General features: G+C 71.5%; 21 protein-coding genes. 10 read left to right on the top strand and 11 right to left on the bottom strand.

Features of this window, described 5'->3' with window-relative positions; translation table 11 throughout:
- Positions 1 to 142: 142 nt before the first annotated feature.
- Positions 143 to 1657: an AMP-binding protein gene (locus tag ABZ532_RS06280; protein ID WP_361279949.1), complete on the top strand. Its 1515-nt coding sequence runs from the start codon at positions 143 to 145 to the stop codon at positions 1655 to 1657.
- Between the two features lie 155 nt (positions 1658 to 1812).
- Here ABZ532_RS06280 and ABZ532_RS06275 read toward each other — a convergent pair whose 3' ends face one another.
- Together ABZ532_RS06275 and ABZ532_RS06270 are read right to left on the bottom strand one after the other, a co-directional pair.
- A complete protein-coding gene (locus ABZ532_RS06275) occupies positions 1813 to 2325 on the bottom strand; it encodes an EF-hand domain-containing protein (protein WP_361279947.1) in 513 nt (170 codons plus the stop codon).
- Positions 2326 to 2429: 104 nt separating this feature from the next.
- Positions 2430 to 2777, bottom strand: a complete 348-nt coding sequence (locus tag ABZ532_RS06270; protein WP_361279946.1) for an STAS domain-containing protein — start codon at positions 2775 to 2777, stop codon at positions 2430 to 2432.
- A gap of 278 nt (positions 2778 to 3055) precedes the next feature.
- Here ABZ532_RS06270 and ABZ532_RS06265 point away from each other — a divergent pair, with 278 nt between their 5' ends.
- A complete protein-coding gene (locus ABZ532_RS06265) occupies positions 3056 to 3661 on the top strand; it encodes a sigma-70 family RNA polymerase sigma factor (RefSeq protein ID WP_361279945.1) in 606 nt (201 codons plus the stop codon).
- Positions 3658 to 4923 (top strand): zf-HC2 domain-containing protein, encoded by a 1266-nt coding sequence (locus ABZ532_RS06260; protein WP_361279943.1) that lies wholly within the window; start codon positions 3658 to 3660, stop codon positions 4921 to 4923. Before ABZ532_RS06265 ends, ABZ532_RS06260 begins: the two co-directional genes overlap by 4 nt.
- A 221-nt stretch (positions 4924 to 5144) precedes the next feature.
- Here the strand turns inward: ABZ532_RS06260 and purU are convergent, their stop codons facing one another.
- Together purU and ABZ532_RS06250 are read right to left on the bottom strand one after the other, a co-directional pair.
- Entirely contained in the window at positions 5145 to 5996 is an 852-nt protein-coding gene (gene purU / locus ABZ532_RS06255) for a formyltetrahydrofolate deformylase (RefSeq protein ID WP_361279942.1), read from the bottom strand.
- Between the two features lie 100 nt (positions 5997 to 6096).
- On the bottom strand, positions 6097 to 6543 hold the full coding sequence (locus tag ABZ532_RS06250; protein ID WP_361280113.1) for a hypothetical protein: 447 nt from the start codon (positions 6541 to 6543) through the stop codon (positions 6097 to 6099).
- A 204-nt stretch (positions 6544 to 6747) separates the two neighbouring features.
- On the opposite strand from ABZ532_RS06250, the gene ABZ532_RS06245 reads away from it, so the two are divergent.
- Complete coding sequence (locus ABZ532_RS06245; RefSeq protein WP_361279941.1) at positions 6748 to 8070, top strand: ABC transporter substrate-binding protein; 1323 nt, start codon at positions 6748 to 6750, stop codon at positions 8068 to 8070.
- Between the two features lie 43 nt (positions 8071 to 8113).
- Here the strand turns inward: ABZ532_RS06245 and ABZ532_RS06240 are convergent, their stop codons facing one another.
- Both ABZ532_RS06240 and ABZ532_RS06235 read right to left on the bottom strand, forming a co-directional pair.
- Positions 8114 to 9520, bottom strand: a complete 1407-nt coding sequence (locus tag ABZ532_RS06240; RefSeq protein WP_361279940.1) for a hypothetical protein — start codon at positions 9518 to 9520, stop codon at positions 8114 to 8116.
- A 128-nt stretch (positions 9521 to 9648) separates the two neighbouring features.
- The gene (locus ABZ532_RS06235; RefSeq protein ID WP_361279939.1) at positions 9649 to 11034 is read right to left on the bottom strand and encodes a transcriptional regulator; all 1386 of its coding nucleotides are present in this window, start codon (positions 11032 to 11034) and stop codon (positions 9649 to 9651) included.
- Between the two features lie 355 nt (positions 11035 to 11389).
- On the opposite strand from ABZ532_RS06235, the gene ABZ532_RS06230 reads away from it, so the two are divergent.
- From ABZ532_RS06230 to ABZ532_RS06215, 4 genes are all read left to right on the top strand, one after another.
- Positions 11390 to 12034 carry a bifunctional DNA primase/polymerase gene (locus ABZ532_RS06230; RefSeq protein ID WP_361280112.1) on the top strand — a complete coding sequence of 215 codons (645 nt, stop codon included), beginning with the start codon at positions 11390 to 11392 and terminating at the stop codon, positions 12032 to 12034.
- A 53-nt stretch (positions 12035 to 12087) separates the two neighbouring features.
- Complete coding sequence (locus ABZ532_RS06225) at positions 12088 to 12921, top strand: ABC transporter ATP-binding protein (protein ID WP_361279938.1); 834 nt, start codon at positions 12088 to 12090, stop codon at positions 12919 to 12921.
- Positions 12918 to 14573, top strand: coding sequence for a transporter (locus tag ABZ532_RS06220; protein WP_361279937.1), 1656 nt, complete (start codon positions 12918 to 12920; stop codon positions 14571 to 14573). The genes ABZ532_RS06225 and ABZ532_RS06220 overlap by 4 nt, the downstream gene beginning before the upstream one ends.
- A gap of 478 nt (positions 14574 to 15051) precedes the next feature.
- Positions 15052 to 15483: a subtilase-type protease inhibitor gene (locus tag ABZ532_RS06215; protein WP_361279936.1), complete on the top strand. Its 432-nt coding sequence runs from the start codon at positions 15052 to 15054 to the stop codon at positions 15481 to 15483.
- Between the two features lie 112 nt (positions 15484 to 15595).
- Here the strand turns inward: ABZ532_RS06215 and ABZ532_RS06210 are convergent, their stop codons facing one another.
- Together ABZ532_RS06210 and ABZ532_RS06205 are read right to left on the bottom strand one after the other, a co-directional pair.
- Entirely contained in the window at positions 15596 to 16465 is an 870-nt protein-coding gene (locus tag ABZ532_RS06210) for an alpha/beta hydrolase (RefSeq protein WP_361279935.1), read from the bottom strand.
- Between the two features lie 481 nt (positions 16466 to 16946).
- Positions 16947 to 17639, bottom strand: a complete 693-nt coding sequence (locus tag ABZ532_RS06205; protein ID WP_361279933.1) for a metal-dependent transcriptional regulator — start codon at positions 17637 to 17639, stop codon at positions 16947 to 16949.
- 185 nt (positions 17640 to 17824) lie between these two features.
- On the opposite strand from ABZ532_RS06205, the gene ABZ532_RS06200 reads away from it, so the two are divergent.
- Complete coding sequence (locus tag ABZ532_RS06200; RefSeq protein WP_361279931.1) at positions 17825 to 18580, top strand: SIS domain-containing protein; 756 nt, start codon at positions 17825 to 17827, stop codon at positions 18578 to 18580.
- Positions 18581 to 18692: 112 nt separating this feature from the next.
- On the opposite strand, the gene ABZ532_RS06195 is transcribed toward ABZ532_RS06200, so the two are convergent.
- The gene (locus ABZ532_RS06195) at positions 18693 to 20084 is read right to left on the bottom strand and encodes a PAS domain-containing protein (protein ID WP_361279929.1); all 1392 of its coding nucleotides are present in this window, start codon (positions 20082 to 20084) and stop codon (positions 18693 to 18695) included.
- A gap of 422 nt (positions 20085 to 20506) precedes the next feature.
- On the bottom strand, positions 20507 to 21199 hold the full coding sequence (pdxH, locus tag ABZ532_RS06190) for a pyridoxamine 5'-phosphate oxidase (protein WP_361279927.1): 693 nt from the start codon (positions 21197 to 21199) through the stop codon (positions 20507 to 20509).
- A gap of 237 nt (positions 21200 to 21436) precedes the next feature.
- Here pdxH and ABZ532_RS06185 point away from each other — a divergent pair, with 237 nt between their 5' ends.
- Positions 21437 to 22537: a citrate synthase 2 gene (locus ABZ532_RS06185; RefSeq protein ID WP_361279925.1), complete on the top strand. Its 1101-nt coding sequence runs from the start codon at positions 21437 to 21439 to the stop codon at positions 22535 to 22537.
- 26 nt (positions 22538 to 22563) lie between these two features.
- Here the strand turns inward: ABZ532_RS06185 and ABZ532_RS06180 are convergent, their stop codons facing one another.
- Positions 22564 to 23607 carry a 2-oxoglutarate and iron-dependent oxygenase domain-containing protein gene (locus ABZ532_RS06180; protein ID WP_361279923.1) on the bottom strand — a complete coding sequence of 348 codons (1044 nt, stop codon included), beginning with the start codon at positions 23605 to 23607 and terminating at the stop codon, positions 22564 to 22566.
- Between the last annotated feature and the right edge of the window lie 316 nt (positions 23608 to 23923).

Genomic DNA, 23923 nt, shown 5'->3' with positions numbered 1-23923 from the left:
TTGACGCATCGTCAGATAGTTGAAACAGCAGGCTAGCCGCGCACCTCCGGGGCCGGCAAGGCTGGACCGGCAGGACGAGCGGCCCTACTCTCTGCACATCATCTGACTAACCGTCAGCTGCCTGGGCTCGGAGGGGACGCACATGAACGAGACCGCACACGCCCTGAGCGCCTCCCGCACCCTCTGGGAGCTGATCGACCGCCGTGCCGCGCTCACCCCGGACCGCCCGGCGCTGATCCAGGACGACCGGAGGATGGGCTTCGGTGAACTGCGGGACGGCTGCGAGCGGGTGGCCGCCGGACTGCACGCCCTCGGCATACGTCCGGGCACGGTCGTCGCCTGGCAACTGCCCACCCGGATCGAGACCGTGCTGCTGGCCGGGGCGCTCGCCCGCATCGGCGCCGTGCAGTCCCCCGTCATCCCCTTCTACCGGGACCGGGAGGTGGGCTTCGCGCTCACCGCCTCGAAGGCCGACTTCTTCGCCGTGCCGGGCGAGTGGCGCGGATTCGACCACACGGAGATGGCCCGGCGGCTCGGCGCGCGCGGAGTCCTCGAGGTGTACGACCCGGGCTCACTCCCTGACGGCGACCCCTCAGCGCTGCCCCCGCCGCCCGCCGACGGCACTGATGTGCGCTGGATCTACTGGACCTCCGGGACCACGTCGGACCCCAAGGGCGTGCTGCACACCGACCGCTCACTGATCGCCGGTGGCTCGTGCCTGGCCCACGCACTGCGGCTGACGGCACAGGACGTCGGCTCGATCGCCTTCCCCTTCGCGCACATCGGCGGGGCCGACTACCTGGTGATGCTGCTGCTGTACGGCTTCCCCGCCGTCCTCTTCGAGCAGTTCGCGCTGCCGGACGCCCTGGAGACCTATCGCAAGCACGGGGTCACGACGGCCGGCGGCTCCACCGCGTTCTACTCGATGTTCCTGACCGAGCAGCGCAAGCAGCCGGACGAGCCGCTCATCCCGACCCTCCGTCTGCTGGCGGGCGGCGGCGCACCCAAGCCCCCCGAGCTGTACCGCTCCGTGGTCCGCGAGATGGGAGCCCAGCTGACCCACGGCTACGGGATGACCGAGGTACCGATGATCACCATGGGAGCCCCGGACGACAGCGCCGAGCAACTGGCCACCACGGAGGGCAGGCCCCCCGAGGGCATGGAGATACGGATCGTCGACGGGGAGGTACGGCTGCGCGGGGAGGCTGTCTGCCAGGGCTATCTGGACCCGGCGCAGACCGCGGCGGTGTTCGACGCGGACGGCTTCCTGCGGACCGGTGACCTGGGCCACCTCACCGAGTCGGGTCACCTTGTGCTCACCGGCCGCCTCAAGGACGTGATCATCCGCAAGGGCGAGAACATCTCCGCCAAGGAGATCGAGGACCTGCTCCACGAACACCCGGGCGTCGGAGACACCGCGGTGATCGGCCTCCCCGACCCCGAACGCGGCGAGCGGGTCTGCGCGGTGATCGAACAGCCCGAGGGAGCGGCGCCGCTGACCCTCGCCGAGGTCACGGCGTATCTGCGCGGCGCGGGGCTGTCCGTGCACAAGCTGCCGGAGCAACTTGAGGTGGTGGCCGCGCTGCCGCGCAACGAGACGCTGCGGAAGGTGCTGAAGTACCGGCTCCGCGAACGCTTCGGCGGGACCCGGGCCTGACCCCGTCCCCTGCTCCGCCGGGTGGGCCGTCCCGCGTCCGGCGGCGGTCACCCGCCCGAAGCCCCGTCGCGGGACGGCGGGGCCTCGCCGGCTGCTCGGTCCGGGACCGGTCAGAGCCGGTCATTCGTCAGGGCGCTGTCCCGCCCCGCGACCGCCTACGGCTCGGGAGTGACGTAATACGCGGCGAACGCCTCCAGGATCTGCTCCTCCCCGATCCTGCCGTCGCCGTCCGCGTCCAGGGCGGTGGCCACCAGGGCGCACCGCTCCTGCTCCACGCCCAGTACGCGGAGCACCCGCTCGGCGCCGGCCGGGGTGACACCCGCGCCGTCCTCGTCGGCGATCGCGATCAGGGCATGGAGGAAGGGCCGGGCGATCTCGGCGAAGCGGTGCGGGTTGTCGCGGAGCCGCTTCACCGCGCCGGTGATGAACTCCTCACGGGTGACCCGCTGGTCGCCGTCGACATCGGCGATGCCCGCCATGCCCTGCCAGAACGCCTCCGCGCCCGAATAGAGGGCCTGTCCCTTGTCCGAGCGTGCCGTCGTGCCGAACTCGGCGAGGATCGCCTTGGCCGCCTGGTTGAAGTCCGCCCGGTCGATGTAGCCGTTGCCGTCCTGGTCGAACTCGGCGAACCGGTGGGCGACCTTCCGCTCGTACTCTGCGCTGTCCATGCGGCGAGACTACGACGTTCCGGGCCGGTCCCGCTCCCGTTCCGTCGACCTGCGGCGATGCTGGGACAATACGGAGACAGTGCTGACCGACGCCGTGGCCCGGCCTAGGCGGAGAGCGGTTCCGCCTCGTCGTCGACCGCCGCCACGGCGCTTTCGTACACATCGAAGAGCCGGCGCACGCCGAGTGCCGCGAGCACTCTGTTCACATGCGCTCCTTCGGCCGCTGTGACACCGGCCACGCCTCCGGCCGGGAGGATCAGCCGCAGTCTGCCGCGGCAGGAGCGGATCAGCCGGCGGGCCGCGATCAGCACACCGACCCCGCTGGAGTCACAGAACACCACCCCGGACAGGTCCAGCACCACATCGCGGCGGCCCCTGGCGACAGCGTCGTGCACATGGCGGCGGACCACCGGTGAACTGACCAGGTCGAGCTCACCTTCTATCCGCAGCACGGTCCACGGGCCCGGTGATGCGCTTGTGGCGCCTCCTGCGCCTACCGCGCTTCCTTCAACTTCCTCGACCTCGACCTCGACCATCACACATCCCGCGATCCGGAGGTTCGTCTTCCAGGCGCCGCTTCCCAGTCACCGCAAGGTCAAACCCGCACGGGCGGACTTGCCGCAAAGACGCGTGGTCCTCAGGTGCGGCCCACTACATTCGAAGCAGCGGAGACGACTCACGAGTAGCAAACCGGGGAATGCCAGGAACTGCGGAGGTTTGGGGGCGCCGGATGGCAAAGGACACACCACCGCGCTGGGATCGCAAGATGCAGCAGCGGTTGGCGCGGGGCGAGGCAGCCGCGCTCGGTGAGCTGTACGACCGGTTCGCCTCACTCGTGCACAACCTGGCCCACCGGGTGCTGGACGACACCGAGGCCGCGGACCAGATCACCCGCGAGGTCTTCGGCTACGTGTGGGAGAACCCCGACGCCTACGACCCCAAGCAGGGCTCCATGCGCTCCTGGGTGGCCAGACTCACCCACCGGCAGGCCGTGCACCGGCTGCGGCAGCACGAGGCCGCGGCCCAGGCCGCGAACGGCGGCGGCTCCGCCCAGGAGTTGGAGGAGCTCGAGGAGAAGGTGCGCCGCGCGTCGGTCGCCGCCCGTGCCGACTACATCGTGACGTCGATGCCCGCCTCCCTGCGGGCTGCACTGGATCTGGCGTACACCAAGCGCAGGGACTACCGGCAGACGGCGTCCGACCTCGACATCACGGCGGACGAGGCCCGGCGCCGGCTGCGGCTGGGACTGCAACTGCTGTCCACGGCGCACACCCGCCCGCTCGTCGGAGGCTCGTCACCGCCCGGTCCACCGCGCGGTTACGGACGTACGCGGTGACCGGCCCGCTCGGCGGAGGCCGGGGCCCTGGCGGGCCCGATGACGGCCCGGGCGCGGCACGGCGCATTCCGGGACCGCGGGCGGCGGGTGACGACCTCGATCCGCCGCCGGTCCTGCCGGAGCCGGTGAGCCGGGTGAGTGCGCCCCGGCTGCCCCACGGCGTCCTGAAGTCGCTGCTCGGCGCCTGGGCGCTGGCGGCCTGCTCAGCGGAGGAGACCGCGGCGGTCGAGGAGCACCTCACCGAATGCGCGCCCTGCGCGGAGGAGGCACTGCGGCTGCGCGACGCGGTCGGGCTGCTGCACAGCGACGGGGAGCTGGACCTGGATCCGCTGCTGCGCTCCCGGGTGCTGGAGAACTGCCTGGGCCGCCGCCCCGCACGGATCCCGGTGCCCGTCTGGGCGTCCCCGTACGACGCGGAGACCGCGCGCCTCGACGCGCTGCTGCGCGACTTCGGGGACGCGGACTGGCACACCCCGCTGCGGCTGCGCTGGTTCGACGGCCGGGAGCCGGTGAGCCGCAGGACCACGGTCGCCGGGGTGATCGGCCATCTGATGTCCGTGGACGGTCTGGTGGCTTCGGCGCTGGGTCTCGACGACCCGCTGGCCCCGCTCCCGGCGGACGCGGCACCGCCGCCGTACTCCCCGGCCGAACGCACCGAGCGCTTCTGGCGCTCCGCGCGGATCCCGGTCACCCGGACGATCCGCGCGCCCTGGCGTGACCAGGCCCACACCCTGGTGCGGACGGTGTCGTTCGCCGGCCGCGGGGTCGCCGAGCTGTCCGTCCCGTACGGGGACTTCGCGCTGCCGCTGCGCGACGCGCTGCTCGACCGGGCCTTCGAGTGCTGGGTGCACGCGGACGACATCGCGCACGCCGTCGACTACCCGTACGACCCGCCCAGCGGGGCGCATCTGCACCACATGATCGAGCTCGCGGTACGCCAGCTCCCGGCCGCGCTCGCCGCCCGCCGCCGCGCGGGACTCGCCGGGCCCGCCCGCCGCCTGGTCACGGCGGGCTCCCCCGGCCGTTCCCTGCACCTGGAGGTCGAGGGTGCGGGTGGCGGCCACTGGCACATCCCGCTGGACTCCCCGGCCGCCATCGGCGACCCGGACCAGTCAGTGGCCCAGATCGCCCTGGACGCGGTCGAGTTCTGCCAGCTGGTCGCGGGGCATGTGCCGCCCGCGGAGGCCGCGGTGGGCCAGGACGGGGACCGCGAGGCGATCCAGGACGTCCTGTTCGCGGCGGCGTCGCTGTCCCGGCTCTGAGCAGCCCGGGATGTCGGGCCCGTCGGGTCCTGCCCGGACAGGGCCTAGGGCGTGTTTCGAAAGTCCCGCCTGCCCCGCGACGGCTGGCACGCACGCTCGCAGCGTTGTCGGAATCGCCCAAGTACGCCCAGTACGAGGGCGACCCTCCGCCTTGCGATCGCACGCACCAGACGCCGCGGTGCCCGCCCTCCGGGCGGACGGCGCTACTTTCGAAACACGCCCTAGGCGAACACCACCGTGCGGCGGCCGTTGAGCAGGATGCGGTGCTCTCCGTGCCACTTGACCGCGCGCGCCAGTGCCTGGCACTCCACATCGCGCCCGATGGCCACCAGCTGCTCCGGTGTCACCTCGTGGCCGACCCGTTCGACCTCCTGCTCGATGATCGGGCCCTCGTCCAGGTCGGCGGTCACGTAGTGGGCGGTCGCCCCGATCAGCTTGACGCCTCGCTCGTGCGCCTGGTGGTAGGGCTTGGCGCCCTTGAAGCTCGGCAGGAAGGAGTGGTGGATGTTGATGATCCGGCCGCTCAGCTGCTTGCACAGGTCGTCGGACAGCACCTGCATATAGCGGGCCAGCACGACCAGCTCCACTCCCTCGGACCGCACCAGCTCGAGCAGCTCCGCCTCCGCCGCCGCCTTGGTGTCCCTGGTCACCGGGATGTGGCGGAAGGGGATGTCGTACGAGGCCACGAGCTCGGCGAAGTCGGTGTGGTTGGAGACGACGGCCGCGATGTCGACCGGCAGCGCGCCGATCCTGGACCGGAAGAGCAGATCGTTCAGGCAGTGGCCGAACTTGCTGACCATCAGCACCACCCGCATGCGCTCGTCCGCGCGGTGGATCTGCCAGTCCATCTGGAACGAGTCCCCCACGGCGGCGAAGCTGGCCCGCAGCTTCTCCACCGTCACCGGCGCCTCCGCCTCGAAGTGGACCCGCATGAAGAACAGACCCGTGTCCCGGTCTCCGAACTGCTGGCTGTCCTCGATGTTGCAGCCGGTGATGAAGAGATAGCTGGAGACGGCGTGCACGATGCCCTTTTTATCCGGGCAGGAGAGCGTCAGGACGTACTGGTCGGTCATCTTCGTAGGGTGCCACACCGCACGGGCTCCGACGGTGCCGTGTCCGTCAGACGGACCGCGTCACACGGACCTTTCAGGCCTGTACGCCGGGCGGACCGCCTCAGGCGGACCGTGTCATGATCCGCAGCACTTCCAGGGTGTGCGGGGGCGTGTCCGGGTCCTCCCCGTCGTTGGTCGCGAGCCGTATGTGCGCCTCGCGCGCGGCCCGCACCGCCTCCGGCCAGCCGTGGTGCTCCACGTACACGGACACCGCGGCGTCCGCGCCGACCTGGTGCATGATCCTCAGCACCCGCAGCACGGCCACGTCGACGAGGGCCGCCTCCCCGGAGTCCCGGAAGATCGTCCCGACGTACTTCTCGGCGGACCAGTTGTCCAGCCAGGTGTCCTCGACCAGCCGGTAGACGGCGTCGGTGACGTCTCCGTAGCCCTCGTGGCCGGCCAGCCAGACGTCCTGATGGAAGGCGGGATCGGAAAGCATGTGCAGCGCCGAGCGCACATTGCTGCGCCAGCGCCACCAGGGCATGTCATTGAGCGGCATGTCGCCCATGGTGGAGGAGCGACGGCCGCGACGGGAAGAGTTCATTGACGTTCACCTCGGGAGCCCGGTCCTTAGCCCGGTCCTTGCGAGCCTCCCCGATGGTACGACCCACGCATTCCGGCGCCCCCGGCCCCCTGGAATTCACCCCGCGGTCACTCACCGTTGAAGTCCGCACACTTCGGCGTTACCCACGAGGCGGAAGTGTGAGGCGGCATGACCGGATGGCGCCGTACCTTCACACCCCGTCACCGCAGGACCTCCATGGCACTCGCCCTGTCCATGGCGGTGGCCGGGGCATCACTCGTACTCACCGGGTGCGGTGTGCTCCCTGGCACCTCGGACGGCTCCAGAGAGCCCCTGACCGTGATGACCTTCGCGCCCGAGGAGACGAAGGCCACAAACATGCCGGGGATGCCCGCGATGGCACAGGCATACGCCAAGTACGTCAACGCACGGGGCGGGATCGACGGCCACGAGCTGCGGGTGCTCACCTGCAACGAGCGCAACACGGCGGCGGGCGCCGCCACCTGCGCCCGCCGCGCCGCACAGGAGGGCGCGGTCGCGGTGGTCGGCTCCTACAGCCAGAACGGCCGCGCGTTCATGGGGCCGCTCGAAGCCGCGGGCATCCCGTACATCGGCGGCTTCGGGATCTCCGACGAGGAGTTCACCAGCTACCTCTCGTACCCCGTCAACGGCGGCGTGGCCGCGCTGCTCGCCGGCAACGGGCGGCAGCTCGCCGCCAGCTGCCGGAAGGTCTCGCTGGTGCGGCCCGACACCATCCTCGGCGACGGGCTGCCCGCGCTGCTCAACGCGGGCCTGTCCCAGGGCAAGCAGCAGCCGTCGTCCGACATCAAGGCCGCCGAGGACTCATCCGAGTACGAGCGGCAGGCCGAGGAGGCGCTCGACGGCGCGGGCGGCGAGCGAGGTTGTGTGACCGCCGTCCTCGGCGCGCGCACGGAGACCTTCTTCGACTCGTTCCGGCGCGTGCGCGACGAGAGCGGCGAAGGCAGGGCGGGCGAAGAGGGCGACGGGGACGGCTCCGGGGTCCGGATCTCCTCCGTGCTCAGCTCCGTCGACCAGCCCCTGATCGACCGCACCGGCGGCGCGAACGGGCCCTTCGAGGGGGCGCTCATGACCGGCTGGTACCCGGACTCCGGGGACGAGCGCTGGGGGACGATGCGTGACGTGATCCGCGAACACGCCTTCGGGGACGACCGGATCGACGCGGCGGACGCCGGGGTGCAGACGACGTGGATCGCCTACACGGTGCTGCGGAAGGTCATCGAGTCCCTCGCCCGGCCCGAGATCACCCCGGGCGCCATCGCCCACGCCCTCGACACCGGCGTGACCACCGACACCGGGGGCCTCACCCCCGACCTCCGCTGGCGCTTCGAGGACATGCTCGGGGTGCAGGGGCTCCCCCGGGTGGTGAACCGGAGCGTCACGTTTCAGGTGGTGCGGGAGGGACGTCTGATCGCCCAGAAACCAGGGTTCGTGGACGTCACCTCGACGATGCGGAACGCGCCTACGGTGTAGGGGCGGGCCGGTTTCGCGGTGTACCGCGCCCGCCCACGCAGCCTCAGAGCTGCGTGGCCTCGCGCTGCGTGAGGCCGTACTTCGTGGCGATCGCGTTCCACAGGCCCGACGCCTCGCGCTTCGCCTTGCTCGCCTCGCCGCTCGCCCGGTTCCCCTGCGCCGCGTCCTTCGTCTGACGGGCCTGTCCGCCGCGGCAGCCCTTCTTGCCGTCGACCTGGCCCGCCCACTCCGCGTAGTGGTCGTCCGCCGAGGCGGAGGCCTCCCAGGCCGTGGTGAGGGACTTGGTGAGCTGCTCGTGGTTGCGGAGCTTGTCGACCTCCACGGCCTTCAGGCGGGTCACCAGGCTGCGGCGCTGATCGGCGGCGGCACGAAGGTCCCTGGCCGCCTGGTCGAGGTTGTCACATCCCTTGATGGCCTCGACCGAGCGGATCACCGAGGCCCGGCTGTCGTTGCTGTCCGCGAGCAGCTTGTCCAGCTCCTCGGCCTGGGCCTTCGCCGGGTCGTCAGCGGGCGCGGCCGCGCCCTTGGTCGGGGCCGCCGGTGTGCTCGCGGCGGCGACCGGCGCCGAGTCGGCGTCCTTGTCGTCCCCACCGAACATCACGGCGCTGACGCCGAGGCCGACCACGGCACACCCCACGACGACCGCGGCGATCAGCGGAAGTCGGGAGGGGCGGCGGCCCGGCGGCTCGTCGTAGTCGGAGGGACCAGCAGGACCGGAGGGACCTGCCGGGTACGGATGCTGCGGGGCGGCGGCGTACAGGGGGTGCCGCTGCGGATCCGTCGTGGGGCGCGGCATCTGCTGCTGGGGCGAGTCGCTCCGGAAGAGGTTCTCGAAGCCCGCGGGCGGCTGCGGATCGGCTGGGGCACCGGGGCGCACCCCGTAGGGGGCACCGGCGTCCTGGGGCGGGGTCTGCTGCTGGGGTACGGGCGGCAGGTACTGCGTGGCCTCGGCGTCGCCGCCGCCCGCCGCGGGCCGCAGCCCGAGGAACTGCGTCGACTCGGCGGGGGCCTCAGGGGGGAGCGGCCCCGCGGTCCGCGGGGCCGAAGGCGTGGCCTGGACGGGCGGGAGGTACTGGGTGGCCGCGGCGTCCTCGCCGCCCGGGACGTACTGGGTCGCGGCGGCATCAGCACCGCCAGGTACGGGCGGGATGTACTGGGTCGCGGCGGCATCGCCACCGGCCGGTACGGGCGGGATGTACTGCGTCGCTGCGGCATCAGCGCCGTACCGCGGCGACTGGGACTGGGGCTGGGACTGTCCTTGCGCGGGGCCCCACGGCGCACCCCAGGGCGCGCCTCCGGCCGGGGCGACCTGCTCCCCGCTGACCCCCGGTATCCAGGGCTCGTTGCTGTCTGCGGGCAGCACGACACCTTCGTGCGCCGGCCGCGCAGCGCCAGGGGCGCCGGGAGCGCCGGGGTGCTGCGTCTCGTCACCCTGTCCGCTTCGCGTCACCAGGACTCCTACACGTGGACCTACGGAACCGTCGGCCCACGCTACCGGGTGTACGAAGGCGTCCGCACATACGTGTGGTCCCCGTAACAAGAACACGCCGCGAGGCGCTGGTTACGGCGCTGATGCCGTTACGACGCGGTCTGGAGCTGCATCCTCGCTCCGAATTCCCGTACCGCCGGTTCGTCGGCGAACGGTTCGAGCCGGCGGGTGAGGTCCTCCAGATACTCCACGCCCCGGCTGGACCGCAGGGTGCCGAGCAGCTCCACCGCCCGCGTGCCGGTGTGGCAGGCGGCCTCCACCTCGCGCTGCTGGACCTGGGCCGTCGCGAGCAGCACCAGACCGATGGCCCGGCGCCGGGCGCGGGACTCGGGGTGCCCGTCGAGGGAGTCGGCGGCGCGGCGGGCCGCCGCGTCCGCCTGACCCAGGTCGCGGTGGCAGTGGGCCAGCTCGTCCGCCAGATAGGCATGGTCGAAATGCATGATCCACGCAGGATCGTCGCCGGATGCCGGATCCGCCAGGTCGAGCGCCGTCAGCGCCTTGCCCGCGACCTCGTCGCAGGCGCGGGCGTCGCCGAGTAGTGCGTGTCCGCGCGCCTCGGCCGCGTAGAACATGGCCTCGGCCCGTGGTGTCACCTGTCCTCGCGAGCCTTCCTGAGCGGCCCTGGCCAGCTGGGCGATCTCCCGCGGGTTCCCGAGCTGGGCCGCGAGATGGCTCATCGAAGCAGCCAGCACATACCCGCCGTAGGCCCGGTCTCCGGCCGCCTGGGCCAGCCGCAGTGCCTGGATGTAGTAGCGCTGGGCGAGCCCGGGCTGGCCGGTGTCCACGGCCATGTACCCGGCCAGTTCGGTGAGCCGGGCCGCGGCCGCGAACAGCCTCCGGCCGACCGGCTCGCGGTACGAGCCCGAAAGCAGCCCGGACACCACGCTGTTGAGGTAGTGGACCAGGACGGGGCGCACATGCCCGGCCCCGAAGCGGTGGTCCAGCGTCTTGAGTGCCTCCGTCATGGCCTCCACGGCCTCGACGTCCGAGGTGCCCACCCGGGAACCCGCCGTCCGCTCCACCAGGGTGTCCGCGCCCGTGATCAGCCAGTCGCGGCTGGGCTCCACGAGCGCCGATGCGGCGACCGTGGAGCCGGACAGGAAGTCCCGGCGGCCCACGTCGCTGCGCCACAGCTCACAGACCTGCTCGATGGCGCCGAGCACGGTCGGGGCGAACTGGAGCCCCACACCCGACGCGAGGTTCTTGCCGTTGGCCATGCCGATCTCGTCGATCGTGACCGTGCGGCCCAGCTTGCGCCCCAGCGCCTCCGCGATGATCCCGGGTGCCCGGCCGCGCGGCTGCTGCCCGCGCAGCCAGCGCGCCACGGATGTCTTGTCGTACCGCAGATCCAGTCCGCGCTCCGTCCCCACCATGTTGACCCTGCGGGCGAGTCCGGCGTTGGAGCACCCGGCCTCCTGGATGAGCGCTTGCAGCCGTTCGTTGGGCTGGCGGGCGACAAGTGGCCTCGCTGCCATGACAACAACCCCCTGTACCGGACGTACCGGACCGCCCAGTGAGCGATCTCCCATTGATCGCTTCCCGGTGCCAATCCGGAGAATGCCGATGAGCTCGGACGATTACGGGTGAATGCCGCTACAGCACAAGGGGCTACCCCTCCACCGGGCCTCGCCCGCACGCGCGCCCCCGTCCATGCTTCCGTGCGCCCCAATCGCAGGATCGATGCGCCGTGCTCCCGGCTGCGCGCGCCCGTAACCCGTACTGGCAGCGGGAGTTGAGCGGATCGTGAACAAGACCGAAGAGACCGACGAGATCATCGAAGAGCCGGCCGGCCGATCCCCCGGTGGCCCGGTCCGCACGCCGGGGGCCGGGCTGATCCCCCAGCAGCGTGGTGAGCAGCTGCTGGACAGCGCCGTGCGGTACGCGGACGAGCGGCACTGGGACGTGTTCCCCGGCACCTGGCTCCAGGTCGTCGGCGGCGTGGAGCGCTGCTCCTGCGGAGCGGCCTTGTGCGTCGCGCCGGGGGCGCACGCGGCCCGGCCCGACTGGGTGGACCAGGCGACCGGCAGCGCCGCATCCGTGCGCCTGGCATGGGGGCGGCAGCCCAGGGCATCGATCCTGCTTCCCACCGGGCGGACCTTCGACGCCCTGGACGTCCCGGAGTCGGCCGGTTTCCTCGCGCTGGCCCGGATGGAGCGGATGGATCTCACGCTCGGCCCGGTGACCTGCACCCCTGACCGGCGGATGGTGTTCTTCGTGCTGCCCGGTACGGCGGCCAGGGTCCCCGAGCGGGTACGGACGCTGGGCTGGGCACCGGACGCCATCGATCTGGTGGCGCACGGCGAGGGCCACTACATCGCCGCCCCGCCGACCAGGATCGGTGGCCGGGGCGCGGTGCAGTGGGTGCGCCGCCCGACGGTCGCCAACCGCTGGCTGCCGGATGCCGATGACCTGCTCAGTCCGCTCGTGTACGCCTGCGGGCGGGAGGCCGCGGCGGGGAGGACGCGCCGCTCATAGCGCACTCTTAAGGTGGTCCTTGCAGTGACACGGGGACTACGAAGGGGGATGCGATGCCGGACCAGGCGTCAGCACACACCGCATCGGCGACCGGGGGTGCGCCGGACACGGCGCCGCCGCCCGCGGTGCGGGTCGAGGGACTGTGGAAGCGGTTCGGCGAGCAGACCGCGGTCGCGGGGATCGATCTGGTCCTGCCCGCCGGCAGGTTCATCGGCCTGGTCGGGCCGAACGGCGCGGGCAAGACCACGACGCTGTCGATGGTGACCGGGCTGCTCCGCCCCGATCAGGGGCGTATCGAGGTCGCGGGCCATGACGTCTGGCGCGATCCGGTCGAGGTCAAGGCCAGGATCGGGGTGCTCCCCGAGGGGCTGCGGCTCTTCGAGCGGCTGTCGGGACGCGAGCTGCTCGCCTACACCGGGCGGTTGCGCGGACTGCCGGGCGACGAGGTGGACAAGCGCGCGGGGCAGCTCCTCGACGTACTCGACCTGTCGGACTCGCAGCACAAGCTGGTGGTCGACTACTCGACCGGTATGCGCAAGAAGATCGGTCTGGCCGCGGCCCTGCTGCACAACCCGCAGGTGCTGTTCCTGGACGAGCCCTTCGAGGGCGTGGACCCGGTGTCGGCGCAGACGATCCGCGGTGTGCTGGAGCGGTACACGGCGTCCGGGGCGACCGTGATCTTCTCCAGCCATGTGATGGAGCTCGTGGAGTCGCTCTGCGACTGGGTCGCGGTGATGGCGGCCGGCCGCATCCGGGCCCAGGGCACGTTGGAGGAGGTACGGGGCTCGGCGCCGTCGCTCCAGAGCGCTTTCCTCGAACTGGTGGGCGCGAACGGTCGCGACTCCGGGCAGACGCTGGACTGGCTGGGCGGCGGCGAGAAGCGATGACGGCTGCGGTGTTCGATGCCCCGACCCCGGCCCCGACCGGTGCGGCGGCTCCCGCGTCAGGCTCGCTGACCTCGATCTTCGTACGGCTGAAACTGACGCTGCTCGCCAATGGGCTGCGGCAGTCGTCGGGCCGCAGGGCGGCCTTCATCTCGTCGGCCGTGCTGACGCTGCTGTTCGCCGCCGGCCAGCTCGTCGGGCTGGTCCTGCTGCGCGGCCACGCGCACGCGGGCTCGCTGGTGGTGCTGCTGATCGGCGTGCTCGCGCTGGGCTGGACGTTCATGCCGCTGTTCTTCCCGAGCGGCGACGAGACGCTGGACCCGACCCGGCTGGTGATGCTGCCGCTGCGCCCGGCTCCGCTGGTGCGGGCGCTGCTGGTCGCCTCCCTGGTGGGGATCGGGCCTCTGTTCACGCTGTGCCTGGTGCTGGGCGGCGCGCTGGCGCTGGCTCACGGTGCGGTGGCGGTACTGGTGGCGGTGGTCGCCGTACCGCTGACGCTGCTGGTGTGCGTGGCCCTGGCGCGGGCCGTCGCTGCGGCGAACACCCGGCTGCTCACCTCCCGCAAGGGCCGGGACCTCGCGGTGCTGAGCGGGCTGGTGATCGCGGTCGGCATCCAGGTCGTCAACTTCGGTGCCCAGCGGCTCGGCGCGTCGGGCGGGCTCGCGGCGCTCGATCCGGTCGCCGACGTGGTGCGCTGGGTTCCGCCCGCGTCCGCGATCGGCGCGGTCGACTCGGCGAGCACCGGGGCGTACGGCACGGCGTTCGGGCAGCTCGCACTGACCGCCGCCGCGCTCTTCGCGCTCCTCCACGCCTGGCAGCACAGCCTCACCCGGCTGATGACCGCCCCCGACGGCTCCACCCTCGCCGCGGCGTCGGAGCCGAGCCGCCGTCCGGGCTCTTCGTCCGCCACGGGGTGGCAACGGCTGCTGCCGGTCGGCCGTACGGGCGCCGCGATGCAGCGCTCCCTGCGCTACATCCGGCGTGATCCCAAGACCAAGGCGGCGTGGGTGACGTCGCTGGCCATCGGCCTGATCGTGCCGCTGTTCAACGCCCTCCAGGGCACGGGTTCGATCTACTTCGCCTGTTTCGCCTCGGGCATGCTGGGCGTGCAGATGTACAACCAGTTCGGGCAGGACTACTCCGCGTTCTGGATGGTCGCGCAGACCATCTCGACGCCTCGGGACGCGTACCTCGAACTGCGCGCCCGGGCGCTGGCATCGCTCCTGATCACGCTCCCGTACACCGTCCTGGTCACGGTCATGACGGCAGCGGTGCTGGACAACTGGCAGGCGCTGCCGGAGGCGCTGGGGCTCGCGCTGGCGCTGCTGGGCACGATGATCGGGACGGGTGCGGTGGCCTCCGCGCGATTCCCGTACTCGATTCCGCAGGAGGGGCACAAGAACGTCGCCGCGGGACAGGGCGGGCTCGCCTGGATCTCCATCGTCGGCGGAATGTTCGGCTCCGCGCTGCTGTGCGCACCGGTGATCGCCCTCACGATCTGGCTGAACGTGGCCGACGCCGAGTCCGCGCTGTGGCTCCTGCTACCGCTGGGTCTCGTATACGGCGCGGTGATGACGTGGGGCGGCCTGCGGCTGGCCGGACCGCGGACGGCAGAGCGGCTGCCCGAGATCCTGGCGGCGGTCAGCAAGGGTTGAGTCGCCATGGGGTGAACTGCCGTGCGAGTGGCGTTCTGTGAAGACTTCACCCGTCATCTACCCACGGGCGGACCCGCGTTCACGCGGGTCCGCCCGTGTGCGTGTACGAGCCCGTGACTCCGCAGCCGCGAACACCCGGGCATCACCGGATCCCGCGGGGGTCGCCTTGGCACGTGTCGAACGAGCCTGCGGCCGACGGTTTCCGGTCGAACGGGCCCAGGGAGGGTTAGTCTCGTTCGAGAACCATCTTCACCAAGTAGCAGGTCATACGGTTGTTTTCGATTGGACCACCTGAATAAGTCCAGATACCGGACGGCCGTTCACCCTCCCCGCGCACCCCTTCCGAGCTGCCCGAACGACCATTCGGTTGAGTAATCGGATCGTATGCGGCCGGAAACGGGTCATCGATGTGCGATCACTGTGCGCATCAGCAAGACTCCCGACCGCAATCACCGCTCAAGCGAAAGGGAATTCACCAATGCGTTACACCGCCACCACAATCGGCGCCACGGTCTCCATCGCCGCCCTCCTGCTGGCCGCAGGCGCCGCCAACGCGGCGCCCACCTCGCCGACGTCGCTCTACGCGCCTTCGGCTCTGGTGCTCGCGGTCGGCCACGGCGACGATGCCGCGACCGTCACCGTCGAGCGCGCGGTGACCCTCAGCTGCGCGCCGACCCCGACTGGCAGCCACCCGGCCCCCTCCGCCGCCTGTGCGGAACTGAATGCGGTCGACGGCGAGTTCGGTCTGATCGGCAGCACTCCCACCACTCCCTGCACCCGCCAGTGGGACCCGGTCACGGTCACCGCGGCCGGAGTCTGGAAGGGCAAGCAGGTCAGCTGGTCGACCACGTACGGCAACTCCTGCGAGATGCGCGCGCGTCTGGCCGACAGCGCGGTCTTCTCGTTCTGACCGGCCTGATCGGCCCGACGAGGCGCCGACCAGGGCCTGCTACGCCGGGGGAAGCCGGGTCACTCGACGACCCGGCTCCGCCCCGGCGGGCTCACGGTCACGGCCGGCCCGCTCAGGACCGGGCCGCCAGCACACCGTCCAGGAACGGCTCGATCGCGGCGCGCCAGGCGGCCGGCTGGTCGTAGTGCACGAGATGACCGGCGTCCGCCACCTCCGCGTACTGTCCGCGCGGGAGCACCCGCACCATCTCCTGCGCCTCCGCCCGCCCCAGCTCTCCGTCGAGACCACGCACCACCAGGGTCGGGCACTGCACCTGCGCCAGGGAGTCCCAGTGCGCGTCATGGACCCAGGTCTCACGGGAGACGAGCATCTGGCGACGGGAGAACACCGGACGCCAGCCGTCCGGGCCCTCGGCCATCACCTCGGCGAAGAACTCACCGCGGCCAGGGCTGGGCCGCTCCACCCAGGGGTCGTCCGCACCGAACCACCGGCGCACATCGGCGAGCGTCGCGAACGGAAGAGGCCAGGTGCGGAACCAGTCCTCCCACTCTCGCTGGGAGGCCGCGCCCAACGCGGAGGCCCGCATGTCGCAGATGACCAGCGCCTGCACCAGGTCCGGCCGCTCGGCGGCCAGCTGCCAGGCCGTGAGCGCGCCCATGGAATGCCCGATGAGCGTCACCGGGGCGAGGCCCAACTGCTCGACGGCGGCAGCGGCGTCGTGTACGTACGCCTCGCGTACGAACAGATCGTCCGCGGGCTTCTCACTGCGGCCGTGCCCGCGCTGGTCGAGCGCCACGGCGCGATGGCGTCCGGCGAGCCAGCGGGCCGTGGACGCCCAGTGCGCGGCGCGGCCCATCAGCCCGTGCAGCAGTAACGCACCCGGCACGCGGTCCGTTTCACCGCGATCCTTGGGTGGATCGGCGAACTCCCACGCAGCGAGGCGCAGTCCGCCCGCTCCGGTCACGTCGACGCGCCGCACCATGGTTGGCACCCCCTTGGATCCCCCACGGGTCTTCGAATGATGCGAGAGACTATCGAACTTCTATTCGAAAACGCGGCCGCACCCAAGACCCCTCGTTCGAGTGACCGCGCTCAAGGATTGACGCCCTTCGAGGCGGGGAGATCTTCAGCGGGAGGCGGGCCGCTCGGGGAAGACGGTCCGAGGGGATTGACCCTGGGAGCTCGGGGCTCCGGGTCAGCACCGGGGAGGACAGGCCCCGGCGCCCTTCGGCGCCGGGGCCCCTTGTGTGCGACATGCCGCACACGTGCGGGACGGTGTGCGTGCACGACGGGTACCGGCGCGGTTCGCGGACGTACGACATCTGCCCACCCCCAGTCATATGCCTCAGCCACAGCGTGGCACGCGCAGCGCCCGGGCGCTGCCGTTCCGGCCGGAAAACGCCCGCAAGAGGCTGACTCAGGAGGTCAGTACAGGAGGTCGGTGACAGAGGGCCCGGAAGACCTCAGCGCTTCGCCACGAACACATGCGAGGCGACCTCCGCCTCCAGCTCCGCCGCCTCACCGCCGCTGCCCACCAGCACTCCGCCCGCGGACTCCGTCACGCTCACCACCGAACCGGGCTGCACACCCGCCCGGCGCAGCGTGTACATCAGCTGGGCGTCGGTCTGGATCGGCTCACCGATCCTGCGGACCACGACCGTCTTGCCCTCCGTGCCCGCGTCGAGCTCGGCAAGGCTGACCATGGAGTCGTCCAGGAACGGATCGGCCTCCGTCTTCTCGCCCAGCTCCTCGAGACCCGGGATCGGGTTGCCGTACGGGGACTCCGTCGGGTGGCGCAGCAGCTCCAGCACCCGCCGCTCGACGGCCTCGCTCATCACGTGCTCCCAGCGGCACGCCTCGGCGTGCACCTGCTCCCACTCCAGGCCGATCACATCGACCAGCAGGCACTCGGCCAGCCGGTGCTTGCGCATCACACGGGTGGCGAGCCGACGGCCCTCGTCGGTCAGCTCGAGGTGCCTGTCCCCCGCGACCGTCACCAGACCGTCGCGCTCCATCCGGGCAACGGTCTGGCTGACCGTCGGGCCGCTCTGGTCCAGGCGCTCGGCGATCCGGGCGCGCATGGGGACCACGCCTTCCTCTTCAAGCTCGAGGATGGTGCGGAGGTACATCTCCGTGGTGTCGATCAGTCCGGACATACATGCCCCTCGATGCTGTGGCAAAAAAAATCGTGCGATGGCCCTGACTCAATTCTGACGCATGCCGCTGACAACCGGGCCCACCCGGGCGAAGCCCGTATTGACAGAGCAATGGTCCAGACCTCACCGTGATCCGCGAGACGACGGGAAGACCACGGGCACACAACGAGATTGGGGCCACCGTCATGGGCGAGACCACCCCCGCGGGGCAGTTCCTCGACGCCGCGATCGGCCTGCTGGAGCGGGTCCGTGAGGAGGAGGCGGCCACGGTGGCGGCCGCGGGTGCCGCCGTCGCGGACACCGTCGCGGCAGGCGGCCGGCTCTTCGCCTTCGGCGCGGGCCACTCCTCGCTCGCCGCACAGGACGTGGTCTACCGTGCGGGCGGCTTCGCCCTGATGAACCTGCTGACGGTGCCCGGCACCGTCGGCGTCGACGTCATGCCCGCGACCCTCGGCTCCGCGCTGGAACGGGTGGAGGGGCTCGCGAGCGCCGTCATCGAATCCAGCCCGGCGCGCGCGGGCGACCTGCTGATCATCGTCTCCCTCTCGGGCCGCAACGCCCTCCCGGTCGAGATGGCGATGAAGGCCCGGGCTCTCGGGCTCACCGTGATCGGCGTGACCTCGGTGGCGTACGCGAGCGGGACAGGCTCACGGCACGCCTCGGGTACGTACCTCAGGGACCACTGCGACATCGTCCTCGACTCCAAGATCGCGATCGGCGACGCGGAACTGACGGCGGACGGCATCGGGGCGCCCTTCGCCCCCGCGTCGACGGTCGTCACCAGCGCGCTGATGCAGGCGACGATGGCCTCGGCGGCGGTGGAGCTCGCCTCGCGGGGCCTGGAACCGCCGCTGTTGCGGTCGGGGAACGTGGACGGGGGCCACGAGTGGAACGAGCGCGTGATGTCGGATCACGCGGCCCGTGTCTTCTACCGGTCGTAGCGGACCGTGCCTTCTTCGGGTCGTAGGGGTCTCCGGCGTGCCGCGCCCTGTGCGCCTCTGACCTCCCTGACCTCGTAGCGGGCCGTGACGGGCCGGGCAACCGGGGCTGCCGTCAGCCCCGCTCGCCGCTCACCCCCGCGAGGTCCAGCGCCGCCGCCACGCGCATCGCGACGTTCTCCGCGTACACCGCGTCCGGGCGTTCGAACGCAGGACGGTTCACGGCGCGGACGAAGGTGAGCACGCCGAGGGTGCGGCCACGGCTGCGGAGCACCGTGCACAGGGCGTGCACCGCGTCGCGGGGCCACTGGCGTTCCGCTGCCCAGGTCTCCGCGCGGGCGTTGGCACTGGCGCTCACCAGAACCGTGCCGACGCGGTCCAGTGCCTGGAGGGCCGGGTGTCCGGGGGTGTAGCGCACCGGGATGCCCGCCCCCGCCACCCGCGCGACCGGTCCCGGTGCGCCGGACGGGGTCGCGGCGGCGCGTACCAGCCGCTCGCCAGCCGCGACATCGAACAGCGCATGGTCCGCGAAGCCCGCCAGGGCGAAGTCCACCTGGGCCGTCGCCGCCTCCATCGGGTCCTCGCACTCGGCGACCGCACGCGCCGCACGGTGCAGCTGGCTGTAGCGGAATCGCAGCCGGTCCGCCTCCTGTTCCCTGAGCTTGTCCTCCGTCACGTCCTGGAAGAGCCAGGCGGCACCCAGGGGCACGGGTTCCTCGGCGAGCGGCGAAGCCAGCCGCAGGAAGCCGCTGCGCCAGCACCGCCTGCGCTGCTCGCCCGAGCGCAGGGTCACCCACAGTTCGGCCGGGGCGCCGGGGGCACCCTCGGCGAGCACATGGTGCAGGGCGCCTTCGAGTTCCTCCACGCCCTGGACGATGAGCTCGCCGAGCGGCCGGCCGAGCGACGCGGTCCGCCCACCGGTGTCGAGCATCCGTGCCGCGCGCCGGTTGACGACCGTCGGCCGCAGATCCACGTCCACCAGGACGACCCCCCACGAGGCGTCGTCGAACAGGGCCTCGCTGAGCGCGATCGAGCGCTCCAAGTCGATCTGCGCGTGGACCTCGCTGAACGCGCAGTACACCCCGGCCGGCCCGCCGTCCGCCCCGCGTACCCCCGCGGACTGGGTGCGTACCAGCACCCGCCCGCCGTCCTTGCGCAGCAGCGCGAACTCGTGCACCTGACGCCCGGGCGCGTGCATCGAGGCCATCAGCCGCCCCTGCACCTCGTCGGCATCGGCGCTACGGACCGCCCAGCCCGCGAATCCGGGACGTCCCACGGCCTCCGCAGGCGACCACCCGAGGATCCGTTCGGCCTCACGGTTCCAGTGGGTGAGCACGCCTTCCGCGTCGAACGCGCACAGCGCCGCGTCCATGCCGTCCAGCAGCGCGGCGAGCAGATCCGAGCCAGGTCCGGGTCCGTCCCGTTCGGGTCCGCGGGCGCCCGGGCCGTCCCGCCCTGGCCCGTCAGGTCCCAACGCGCTGGTGATCTCGCTCCTGGAAGCACTCATCCTGGCCCCCTGCCGGACGTGTCCGCGCGTGTCCGCGGTCCGTTGCCGCTCCGTGGGCGGCACCCCGGCCATTCAACTGGAACGTGACACACGACACATGAATTTCGGGGAAATCGATGTGCCGTGCAGCCGGTCTCAAAAATGGGTTGAGCGTGGCTCCGGAGGTTCCTAATGTGGGTCACACGTTGGAAAGGAGGTGGTTCGGAAGTGATTTCTTACCGGACAAGCGAGGTGGCTGCGGGCTGACAGCCCGTTGTCGCACTCAGTGCACCGCGGCGGGTAGTCCTGCCGGAATCCAAGCAGTCACCGACCCGCGGGCTCGCCGGTATGTCCGGCCGGCCTCCTCCACGGAGGAGACCAGAGCCCGCGGGTTTCTGCGTTTGCCGCCGTCTCACCATCCCGCGGTCAGGAGCGGGCCGGGGTCAGGGCGCCAGGCGTTCCACCCGCCAGCGCGGACCCCTGAGCGGGTCTTCGCCCGAGGGCGACCCCGCCTCGCGCACGTACCGCAGCCGGTCGTGCAGCCGGTTCTCGTGCCCCTGCCAGAACTCCACCGTCTCCGGGGTGACCCGGTAGCCGCCCCAGTCCGTCGGTACCGGCACCTGCTCTCCCTCCGGATAGCGCGCCGCCAGCTCCTCGTAGCGCCCCAGCAGATCGGCGCGGGAGGGGATCACTGAGGACTGGGGGCTGGCCCAGGCTCCGAGCTGGGAGCCGTGCGGCCGGGTGCGGAAGTACGCGGCCGTCTCGTCGCGGCCGACCCGGGCCGCGGTGCCGCTGACGATGACCTGGCGGGTGAGCGGATGCCAGGGGAAGAGCAGCGAGACCCGCGGGTTGGCGTCGAGGTCGCGGCCCTTGTGGGAACCGTAGTTCGTATAGAAGACAAAACCGCGGTCGTCGAAGTGCTTGAGCAGCACCGTGCGGGACGAGGGACGGCCGTCTGGGGTGGCCGTCGACACGATCATGGCGTTCGGCTCGTGCAGATGGCCGGCCGCGGCGTCCTTGAACCAGCGGACGAACTGTTCCATCGGTTCCGCGGGCAGGTCCGCCTCTTCGAGGGGCGTCGAGCGGTAGTACTCACGCATGGCTGCGGGGTCCAGAGCGTCGGTCACGGAAGTCATCCTGCCGCAGCGGCGCAGTTTGCCCGGCACCGAGTGCCGCTAATCCTAGGATCCAAATCGGCGCGGTGTGCCGGATGTCACGCTTCCCCGCGCCAGGGTGATCGATCAAAATCGGATGCTGGGCCGCTGAGGCCTCCCTACGACGCGGTGCGGGTGACCACCCACCGCGCGGGGCATCACCCGGGTGACCCTCCCGGGCCGAATCCTGTCTCGCACAACCTCATGAGGAGCCGCCTGATGTCCGACTTCGTACCCGGACTCGAAGGAGTCGTCGCGTTCGAGACGGAGATCGCCGAACCCGACAAGGAAGGCAGCGCGCTCCGCTACCGAGGTGTGGACATCGAGGACCTCGTCGGCCACGTCTCGTTCGGAAACGTCTGGGGCCTGCTGGTCGACGGGGCGTTCAACCCCGGCCTCCCGGCCGCCGAACCGTTCCCCATCCCGGTCCACTCCGGTGACATCCGTGTGGACGTCCAGTCGGCGATGGCCATGCTGGCACCGGTGTGGGGCCTGCGGCCCCTGCTCGACATCGACGTGGAGGAGGCCCGCGACGACCTGGCGCGTGCCGCCGTGATGGCCCTGTCGTACGTGGCACAGAGTGCACGCGGCCAGGGGCTGCCGATGGTGCCGCAGCGCGAGATCGACAAGGCCGAGTCCGTGGTCGAGCGCTTCATGATCCGCTGGCGCGGCGAGCCGGACCCCAAGCACGTCAAGGCCGTGGACGCGTACTGGACGTCCGCCGCCGAGCACGGCATGAACGCCTCCACGTTCACCGCCCGGGTCATCGCCTCCACCGGCGCGGACGTGGCCGCCGCCCTCTCGGGTGCCGTCGGCGCCATGTCGGGACCGCTGCACGGCGGTGCGCCGTCCCGTGTGCTCGGCATGATCGAGGAGATCGAGCGCACCGGTGACGCCGTGGCGTACGTGAAGAAGGCCCTCGACAAGGGCGAGCGGCTGATGGGCTTCGGTCACCGTGTGTACCGCGCGGAGGACCCGCGTGCCCGGGTGCTGCGCCGTACGGCCAAGGAGCTCGGCGCGCCGCGCTTCGAGATCGCCGAGGCGCTGGAGAGGGCGGCCCTGGAGGAGCTGCACAACCGCCGTCCGGACCGGATCCTGGCGACGAACGTGGAGTTCTGGGCCGCGATCATGCTCGACTTCGCCGAGGTCCCGGCGCACATGTTCACGTCGATGTTCACCTGCGCGCGTACGGCGGGCTGGTCGGCGCACATCCTGGAGCAGAAGCGCACCGGGCGGCTGGTGCGGCCCTCCGCCCGGTACATCGGCCCCGGCTCCCGCGACCCCCGCGACATCGAGGGCTACGCCGACATCGCCGGCTGAACCCGGCGCTGACACCCCGACGGGTTCTACGCCGCCCGCTCCACCAGCTCCGCGTGGTGGCGGGCGGCGACCAGCGGGTGCGCCCGCAGCTTGCCCTTGAGCTCGTTGCGCCCGTACTCCGCGAACAGCGGATTGGCCGGGTCCGCCGTGACACCCGGCGCGCCCGACGCGTACGGGAACGGCAGCGGGGCGATACGGGCGTCGAGCCGCGGGTTGTAGAAGAACGGCACCGAGTAGCGCTCGACGGCGCCGGGCGGGCTGACCACCCGGTGGTTGGTGGCGATCAGATAGCCGTTGGTGGCGACTTCCAGCAGCTCGCCGAGGTTCACGACGAACGCGCCGGGCATCGGCGGTACGTCATGGAAGGCACCGTCCTCCCGCTGCACCTGGAGGCCACCGACCCGGTCCTGGTGCAGCAGGGTGAGGAAGCCGTAGTCCTTGTGGGCGCCCACGCCCTGATCGGCCCCGTCGCCCGAGCTGCCCGGGTAGCGCACCAGCTTGAGGTGCAGATGGGCCTGGTCGCCGAAGATGTCGTCGTAGAAGTCCGGCGGGGCACTGATCGAGGCGAGCAGCTCGTGCAGCAGCTTGTGCGCGACACCGCTGAGCCGGTCGATCCACCCGAGCGCTGCGGTCCGCAGCCCGGGCAGCGCGTCGGGCCACTGGTTGGGTCCCTCGAGCCACCAGTACGCGGGCTCGCCGGGCGCCGGTACGTGCGCGGGCCGCTCCGCGCCGATGTCCATCTGGTCCCGCCAGTCGCGGCTGCCGCCGGTGCGCTCGTCGCCGATGCGGGTGTAGCCGCGGAAGTGCGGCGAATTGACGTTGTCGATGGCGAGCCGGTCCGCCTCGGGCAGCGCGAAGAAGGCTTGCATGGCGTCCGTCAGCGCATCGGTCTCGGCCTGGGTCACCCCGTGCCCGACGAGCTGGAAGAAGCCGACGTCATGGGCCGCACGGTGCAGCTTGGCGTGCAGCCCGGCGCGGGCTTCGGGGCCGCGGTCGGCCGCTGACAGGTCGATGACCGGGAGCTGCGCGTAGTCCTGGGAGCTCTGCGAGTGGATCAGGGAGAGAGACATGGGTGCGTCCGCTGTGGTGTGTTCCGGCCACGGTCCCGTGATGTCGGGTGACTCGTACGACCGGCGGCGCCAGGATGTGGCGGGGCCGGAGGGCCGGAGAGGGTGGAGAGGGGCTTGGATCAGGCTGGGTCAGAGGTAAGCCCGACAGCCCATGCTCGTGACGCGGAGGAAGTCCACGTGGCGGCGTCGTACGAGCGGAAGCATGCGGCAAGGATACGCCGTGCCCGGGGCGCACGGCGGTGACCCGGGTCACACCCCCTGGCGGGCCCCGGCCGGCGTCCTACGAGCTGCGTGCTGCGCCCTGTCGCCGGCAGGC

Origin of the sequence: Streptomyces sp. NPDC019396 (genome assembly GCF_040632375.1) — a bacterium.
Classification (GTDB): domain Bacteria; phylum Actinomycetota; class Actinomycetes; order Streptomycetales; family Streptomycetaceae; genus Streptomyces.
This window is presented reverse-complemented; position numbering and strand designations above follow the sequence as displayed.

Bases quoted from the DNA above. Each gene is read 5' to 3' on its own strand.
- pdxH (WP_361279927.1), bottom strand. From the start codon at position 21,199: ATGACTTCCGTGACCGACGCTCTGGACCCCGCAGCCATGCGTGAGTAC.
- ABZ532_RS06275 (WP_361279947.1), bottom strand. From the start codon at position 2,325: ATGGACAGCGCAGAGTACGAGCGGAAGGTCGCCCACCGGTTCGCCGAG.
- ABZ532_RS06280 (WP_361279949.1), top strand. From the start codon at position 143: ATGAACGAGACCGCACACGCCCTGAGCGCCTCCCGCACCCTCTGGGAG.
- purU (WP_361279942.1), bottom strand. From the start codon at position 5,996: ATGACCGACCAGTACGTCCTGACGCTCTCCTGCCCGGATAAAAAGGGC.
- ABZ532_RS06265 (WP_361279945.1), top strand. From the start codon at position 3,056: ATGGCAAAGGACACACCACCGCGCTGGGATCGCAAGATGCAGCAGCGG.
- ABZ532_RS06180 (WP_361279923.1), bottom strand. From the start codon at position 23,607: ATGTCTCTCTCCCTGATCCACTCGCAGAGCTCCCAGGACTACGCGCAG.
- ABZ532_RS06225 (WP_361279938.1), top strand. From the start codon at position 12,088: ATGCCGGACCAGGCGTCAGCACACACCGCATCGGCGACCGGGGGTGCG.
- ABZ532_RS06220 (WP_361279937.1), top strand. From the start codon at position 12,918: ATGACGGCTGCGGTGTTCGATGCCCCGACCCCGGCCCCGACCGGTGCG.
- ABZ532_RS06200 (WP_361279931.1), top strand. From the start codon at position 17,825: ATGGGCGAGACCACCCCCGCGGGGCAGTTCCTCGACGCCGCGATCGGC.
- ABZ532_RS06195 (WP_361279929.1), bottom strand. From the start codon at position 20,084: ATGAGTGCTTCCAGGAGCGAGATCACCAGCGCGTTGGGACCTGACGGG.
- ABZ532_RS06185 (WP_361279925.1), top strand. From the start codon at position 21,437: ATGTCCGACTTCGTACCCGGACTCGAAGGAGTCGTCGCGTTCGAGACG.
- ABZ532_RS06235 (WP_361279939.1), bottom strand. From the start codon at position 11,034: ATGGCAGCGAGGCCACTTGTCGCCCGCCAGCCCAACGAACGGCTGCAA.
- ABZ532_RS06205 (WP_361279933.1), bottom strand. From the start codon at position 17,639: ATGTCCGGACTGATCGACACCACGGAGATGTACCTCCGCACCATCCTC.
- ABZ532_RS06215 (WP_361279936.1), top strand. From the start codon at position 15,052: ATGCGTTACACCGCCACCACAATCGGCGCCACGGTCTCCATCGCCGCC.
- ABZ532_RS06250 (WP_361280113.1), bottom strand. From the start codon at position 6,543: ATGGGCGACATGCCGCTCAATGACATGCCCTGGTGGCGCTGGCGCAGC.
- ABZ532_RS06245 (WP_361279941.1), top strand. From the start codon at position 6,748: ATGACCGGATGGCGCCGTACCTTCACACCCCGTCACCGCAGGACCTCC.
- ABZ532_RS06210 (WP_361279935.1), bottom strand. From the start codon at position 16,465: ATGGTGCGGCGCGTCGACGTGACCGGAGCGGGCGGACTGCGCCTCGCT.